The sequence below is a fragment of the Pseudophaeobacter sp. C1-32P7 genome (assembly GCF_041008775.1).
In the GTDB taxonomy this organism is placed as follows: domain Bacteria; phylum Pseudomonadota; class Alphaproteobacteria; order Rhodobacterales; family Rhodobacteraceae; genus Phycobacter; species Phycobacter gallaeciensis_A.
Map to the genome: position 1 here is coordinate 35275 of NZ_JAXGFR010000025.1, position 6901 is coordinate 42175.

General features: G+C 59.5%; 3 protein-coding genes and 2 pseudogenes. 4 read left to right on the forward strand and 1 reads right to left on the reverse strand.

All coding sequences use genetic code 11. The features are described from left to right. Positions 1 to 9: 9 nt before the first annotated feature. A complete protein-coding gene (locus tag SM763_RS21785; RefSeq protein WP_368999751.1) occupies positions 10 to 1461 on the forward strand; it encodes a mannose-1-phosphate guanylyltransferase/mannose-6-phosphate isomerase in 1452 nt (483 codons plus the stop codon). Positions 1462 to 1497: 36 nt separating this feature from the next. Here the strand turns inward: SM763_RS21785 and SM763_RS21790 are convergent, their stop codons facing one another. Beyond that, complete coding sequence (locus tag SM763_RS21790) at positions 1498 to 1689, reverse strand: peptidase G2 autoproteolytic cleavage domain-containing protein (protein ID WP_368999752.1); 192 nt, start codon at positions 1687 to 1689, stop codon at positions 1498 to 1500. A gap of 179 nt (positions 1690 to 1868) precedes the next feature. On the opposite strand from SM763_RS21790, the pseudogene SM763_RS21795 reads away from it, so the two are divergent. The 3 genes and pseudogenes from SM763_RS21795 to SM763_RS21805 form a co-directional block, all read left to right on the forward strand. Further along, positions 1869 to 2211: pseudogene (locus SM763_RS21795) on the forward strand (transposase); the annotation flags it as partial. Between the two features lie 16 nt (positions 2212 to 2227). Next, a pseudogene (locus tag SM763_RS21800) lies at positions 2228 to 2547 on the forward strand (transposase); the annotation flags it as partial. A 396-nt stretch (positions 2548 to 2943) separates the two neighbouring features. Beyond that, positions 2944 to 6582, forward strand: coding sequence for a glycosyltransferase (locus tag SM763_RS21805; protein ID WP_368999753.1), 3639 nt, complete (start codon positions 2944 to 2946; stop codon positions 6580 to 6582). Positions 6583 to 6901: the final 319 nt, after the last annotated feature.

Genomic DNA, 6901 nt, shown 5'->3' on the forward strand with positions numbered 1-6901 from the left:
GAACAGGCGATGAGCGCATCTTCAACGATCACTCCCATCTTGTTGTGCGGTGGCTCCGGCACCCGGCTCTGGCCCCTGTCCCGCAAAAGCTACCCCAAGCAATTCGTGCCGCTGGTGGGGGAAGAGACCCTGTTTCAAGCCTCGGCCAAGCGGCTGTCGGGGGCGGGGTATGCGGCGCCCATGGTGCTGACCAACTCCGATTTCCGCTTCATTGTTACCGAGCAACTGGCAGGTATCGGCATCGACCCCGGCGCCGTGCTGATCGAACCGGCGGGGCGCAATACCGCGCCCGCGGTGCTGGCGGCGGCGCTTTACCTGGAACAGAGCGACCCGGAGGGGCTGATGCTGGTGGCGCCTTCGGATCACGTGGTGCCCGATGCGCCCGCTTTCCGCGCCGCGGTCGCGGCCGGGCAGGCAGCCGCCGAGGCCGGTCAGATCGTCACCTTCGGCATCAAGCCGACCCATGCGGAAACCGGCTATGGCTATCTGGAACTGGATGGGGGGCCGGGCGATTTCACCCCCCGGGCCATTGGCCTGAAACGCTTCGTGGAAAAACCCGATGCCGCCCGCGCCGAAGAGATGCTCGCCTCGGGGCAGTTCCTGTGGAATGCCGGTATCTTCCTCTTCTCGGTGAAAACCATTCTTGCCGCCTTCCGCGCCCATGCGCCGGATCTGCTGGCGCCGGTCACGGCATCGATTGCACAAGGGGCGCCGGACCTCGGATTCTTCCGGCTTGATCCCGGCGCCTGGGACGGCTGCCCGGATATCTCGATCGACTATGCGGTGATGGAAAAGGCTGACAATCTGACCGTGGTGCCCTTTGCGGCCGGCTGGTCGGACCTGGGCGGCTGGGACGCGGTCTGGCGCGAAAGCGCCCCGGATGACCGGGGGGTTGTCACCACGGGGGCGGCCACTGCGATCGATTGCGACAACAGCCTGCTGCGCTCCGAGGACGAGGGGCTTGAGGTGGTGGGGATCGGCCTTCGGGACGTGATCACCGTGGCCATGCCCGACGCGGTTCTGGTGGCCGATGCCTCCCGCGCGCAGGACGTCAAAAAGGCGGTCGAGGCGCTGAAGGCGAAATCGGCGAAACAGGCCACCGAATTCCCGATGGATCACCGCCCCTGGGGCTGGTTCGAAAGCCTGGCGGTGGGCGAACGGTTCCAGGTGAAGCGCATCCATGTGCATCCCGGCGCGGCGCTGTCATTGCAAAGCCACCACCACAGATCGGAACATTGGATCGTGGTCGAAGGCACCGCCAAGGTCACCGTCGATGATGAGGTGCGCCTCGTGACCGAAAACCAGTCGGTCTATATCCCGCTTGGCTCGGTTCACCGGATGGAGAACCCGGGCAAGGTGCCGATGGTGCTGATCGAAGTGCAGACCGGCAGCTACCTCGGCGAGGATGACATCATCCGCTACGAGGATATCTATGCCCGCGGCCAGGGTGCAAAAGGGTAGGAGCCACGGGGTAAGGTGCCAAGGGGGAGGGCGCGCTCAGCGCAGCAACCATTCCTCAATGCTGTCTGACACCTGCCGCAGCCTGATCCAGCGCGCATCCGTGGGCTGGCCCCGGCGCAGGCGCAGCTTGCCAATGAGACCCACCATGGCCCATTCGGCCCGCTCCGCGCGCGGCACATAGGGGCGGGTGAGGCAGTGGAATCCGTGCCCGCCCTGTGCGACACCCAAGCCAGCGCATGGGAACGCAGCGCATATACGGTCGAAAGATATGAACCGCACCGGGTTTGCCGGAGGCTGATTGCAGTTAGTTACGCGGCTCGTTCCTCAGTTTCCATAGCCGCATAGAAATTGGCCTCTGCTTCTGTCGGCGGAATGTTCCCGATAGGCTCAAGCAGACGGCGATCAGCCTGAACAGCGCGACGCAGCTGCTGCTGACGGCTGGCGACAACCCTGAGCGCCTCAAGTCGGAGGCCAGCTTTGCGCAGTCCCGTCCCGGCGTCATCAGGCAAGACCGTCAGGCACAGATTGAATCGAGGCGGTGACCGCGCGGCCAACAGCGCCATCCACATTATCGCGATTGGACGGTTGCGACTGGACCCGCGCACCCAAGCCTACGTTGCCAAACGCATCGCAGCTGGTAACTCGAAGCTGGAAGCCATTCGCAGCCTCAAGCGCTATATCGCCCGAGAAGTCTTCGGCATCATCATGCGGCGCCAGAAGCAGATCAATCAGTCCCAGATCGCCGCTTGACTCTTAGAAGGGCGTCCAAGGCGGCCAGTTCACGTCCTTTGCCTGGACGGATCGGTTGCGTCGATCCAGCGTGCGCATCTCGATGGACTGGTCGGCAAGGGGCGGTTCCTCGACAACATCTTTGTCGAACGGCTCTGGCGCAGCCTGAAATACGAGTGCGTCTACTTGCACGCATGGGAAACAGGATCAGCAGCAAAGGTGGGCGTCGGCAAGTGGATCGAATTCTACAACCGCAAACGCCCCCATTCCGCCCTTGGCGGCAAACCTCCAGCCGTGGTTTATTGGCTGAGAAAAGACGAAACCCAAAGCGATCAGCAGGAGCAGAGAGTAGCTTAATCTACGCGGTAACCTGTCCAAACATTGGGGAGTAGCTCAACAATCTGGACATGTAGGGAGCGAGATGCTGCGGTTTTGGCGTGGCTTGATTTGGCAGAAAGCATACGCCACAAGATCGCGGATTGCAGCAAAATATTGTTTTTTGACGCAGCTCCCAACATTGCCTACAGACGTTTTGTCTCGTAGAGCCTCTAACTGCTTTAGCTTGTGCCGGGGGATGATTATGAGGCGTAATTTATGAAAAAATCTTATGACACCAGCGCACCCGGAATGACACCGGAACAGCTTAGCAAGGGATTAGTGAAAGCTGCGCAGTTTTTGCGTGCCGCAGGGCGAAAACGTTCGGAACTGCCTGTTCTGAAAGCCGCAGAAAACATACATTCGGGGCTAGGGTTGATGCGTGCGATGTTCTGGGCGGCACAGCGCACCCATGATGTCGATACCGCGCTTGATATGTGCCGACGCCTGATCGCGCATTACGCCAAGCAGTCAGGTCCGAGCACCAAAAAGGCGCTGGATCAGATTAGGCGCACCCCGGTCTCTAATCTGACCTGCCTGGACTCTCTTGAGGCGCCGGGCAAACCAGTGATCGATCCCGTACCGGGGCGGCTTTTGTATGTGCTAAACTATTCGCTGCCGCAAGTGTCGAACGGCTATGCTACACGGGGTCAGGGCATGGCTCTGGGTATGCAGGAATGCGGGATCGACGTGATCTGTCTGTCGCGTCCCGGTTTTCCGCTTGATCTCAAGCCGACAAAGAAATTCACCCCGTCTGACAATGTCGATGGGGTTACCTATCTGCACGATCCCGAGCCTATTTTGCTCGGGACCAGCAATATGTCGACCTATGTGTCCGGTGCGGCGGATGTGATTGAAGAGCGGATCCGGGAGCTTCGCCCGCAGGCGGTCATGGCCGCGTCGAATTTCAACAATGCGCTGCCCGCCCTGATCGCCGCGCGGCGCATGGGTATTCCGTTCTGGTACGAGGTTCGCGGTTTCTGGGAAATCACCCGGCTGTCGAAAGAGCCGGAAATCGAATGGACCTTCAACTACCAGCTTCAGCGGGCCTTTGAAAACCTTGTGGCCTGCCATTCCGACCGTGTCTTCACCCTGACACAGCCGATGCGCGAAGAACTGGTCGAACGCGGCGTGGAGGAGGACCGGATTGCGCTAGTGCCCAACTCCTGTGATCCATCGCGCTTTTCCGCGCGTCCCTATGATACCGCTCTGGCTCGCAGGCTGGGTATCCCAGAGGGGGTGCCGGTCATTGGCTATATCGGATCGTTTGCGCCTTATGAGGGGCTGGAGAATCTGGCCCGTGCCTGCGCCCAACTGCGGAAAGACGGCCACGAATTCCGCCTGCTGCTTGTCGGCGGGGAAACTGGGGCGGATTCGTCCAAAGGACCGGTTACGCTTGGAATCGAGCGTATTGCCAAGGAGGAAGGGTTGACCGACTGGCTGATCATGACAGGCCGCGTCCCCCATGAAGAAGTCGAGGCGCATTACTCCCTGATTGATGTCGCCCCGTTCCCGCGTCGGTCGCAGCCGGTGACCGAAATGGTCTCGCCGCTCAAGCCTCTGGAGGCCCTGGCCATGGAAAAGGCCGTGGCGGTGTCATCGCTGCGAGCGCTCCACGAAATGGTTACCCACAACGAGACCGGGCTGATCTTTGAAAAGGAAAACCTCACGTCGTTCACCGACGTGCTGGCGAGGTTGCTCAAGGACAAGGACCTCCGGACACGCCTTGGCAAGGCTGGGCGCAAATGGGTGGTAGAAGAAAGGACCTGGGCCCGGACTGCAGAAAAAGTAGCTCAGGCGCTCGAAGTCCCCGATAGCCGCGTTCCCTTTGCTACCCTGATCCAACAGAAGGGCTTCACCGATGCCGAGCAGGTGCTTTATGCGGACATTGATCTGAACACTGTGGACGGGTCGGCGATCTGGATGTCGTCGATGGCGTCAATTCTGGCTTCGGGCGGCAAGACGATCCTGATTTCCAAAAACCCGATCCGCCGCAACACGATCATCGACAATATTCTCAACCGCCAGAACGTTCTGATCCTGACGCCGGGCAATGTGGACCTGTCCCTGCCCCGTCTGGATATGCCGCGCTGCATTATTCTCATTCGGCAGCTCGATCAGGTCCTGCCCAAGCTGCGCACAATTATCATTCGTGGTATTGCAGCCGCGAACGAGCTGATGTCGGATCGACAATTCTACCGGAGAGTTTATCCCTACCTGACCGATCTTTATACCCATACCGAAAGCGGTATCGAGATCAAACCGGATGCATCCGCCAGCGTGGATATGCTGGCTCGCCAGAGTGCGGGCCTTCTTGTTCAGACGCCTGAGCTCGAGGCGCTTATGCGCCAGATGACGGACTTTCCATTCAAGGCCATTCCGTTACCGCCCCCGGTGCCGGACGCCCTGATTGAGCAGATCCATAAACCTGACCGCAGCGACAAGACCATCCGTATTGGATACGCAGGCAAGATCGCGCCACAATGGGGCATCCAGCAATTAGTTTCCTGGGTTGAGATCCTGCGGGCCGAAGGGCTTGAGATTGAGGTGACGATCATCGGCGACAAGATCGCCGGAGCGGCGACGCCGGAGGCCAACAAGGCCTTCCGCCAAGAGATCAACGACGCGCTTGACCGGATCAACGCGCGCCGCCTAGGTGCCCTGAATCGCGCCGACGTGATGCGCGAAATGCAACAGATGGATTTCGCTTGGTGCTGGCGACCGGCCGATTTCGAGAAACACACGCTGGAACTGTCGACTAAGCTGGTGGAGAGCATCGTCGCAGGGATTCCCTGCGTGACCTATCCCAGCAAGGTGAACCAGGGCGCTTTGGGGCGAGAGTACACCTTTTTTGCGCGTGATGTGGACGAGTTCCGAAAACTGTTGACCGGACCTCAGGCCGAAGTTCCTGCAGCCATTCGTACCGCCGTTCATGAGCGCCATTCGATCTCAGGAAGCGCAGTGAAAATCGCGGAGGCGACTCGCGCACCCAGCGAGACAAGCGAGGCCCGCTTATGCCTGGCAGCCTATGCGCCAAAATTCGTTCAACCCTATTATTCCCGGCTTAAGGCGAAGGGCGAAAGCATAAGCTACGATGCTTGGGCTTGGGGTGGTCCTATCGACGAGACCAGGACCCGTCGCCAGATGGTCGCGGCCGATATCATTTTATGTGAATGGGGCTTGGCAAATGCGGTTTGGTATTCCAATAACCTGCCTGCTGGCAAACGGCTGATCGTGCGGCTGCACGCCCAGGAAGTGCGGGGCAAGGCAGTACATTTTGGCGAAGCCATGAATGTCGATCGGGTGGAGAAATTCATCTTCGTGGCCGATTGGGTCCGGCGCAAGGCCATCGAAATGTTCGGCTGGCCCGAAGAAAAGACCTGCGTGATCCCGAATTTCGTGCTGGAGGATGAGTATCTATTTACCTCACGCGATTTCACCGGCACCGTTCGGCTTGGCATGGTCGGGATCGTCCCGCAACAGAAGCGCTTTGATCGGGCCATTGATCTGGCGGAAGAACTCGTGCGCCAAGGTCAGCTTGTGGAGCTGCACATAAAAGGCGCGCGCCCCGAGAACATTCCGTTCATGCAGGATCCGGCCCGCGCCAAGGAACTGGAATACTACAAGGCGCTCAGCGAGCGCGTCGAGGACAACCCGGCGCTGCGCGGCAAGGTGCATTTCCATGACTGGGGCAATGACGTCGCGGCCTTCTATGACAATGTGGATCACATCCTGTCGCCCAGCGAGTCCGAAAGTTTCCATTATGCGCTGGCCGATGGTGTGCTGTCGGGCTGTCATCCGCTCATCTGGGAGCGTCAGGACGCAGGCCGCATCTTCTCGCCCGATTGGCTGGTACCCGATACCGCCGCCGCCGCAGAGCGTATTATCGCCTTCCGCGCCAAATCAGCAAAAGAGCGCGACGAGACCCTGAAAGTCAACCGCGCTCTTGTAGTCGAGCGCTATGGCAGTGCGCATATCTACGCGGAACTCGACAAAGTGCTGTTCGGCGAGAGCTGAGCCGCCGGAGGTTGGTGCCAACAGCCGCTTGCACGCAGGTAAGGTATGACAAAGATAAAGACGTTTGAGTTTGAATGGCGGAAGTTCCAGTACACCTTTCGCCCTAATGCAGCCCCCTTTGCCCCGCTGTTGGTTATTCTACACGGGCACAATCTGTCACCATAGGCTTCTAAATTTGCGGCACCAGAGTGGAATGTTCGTAAGCGCCGTCTCAACCCCACATTGCTGCTAATGGCTTCGGCTGCGATGTGATCTCCATCTCATGATGGGGAGTGCGTTTCGCAATGTGCGCTACAAATTCGTTTCTCAAATCTCTGGG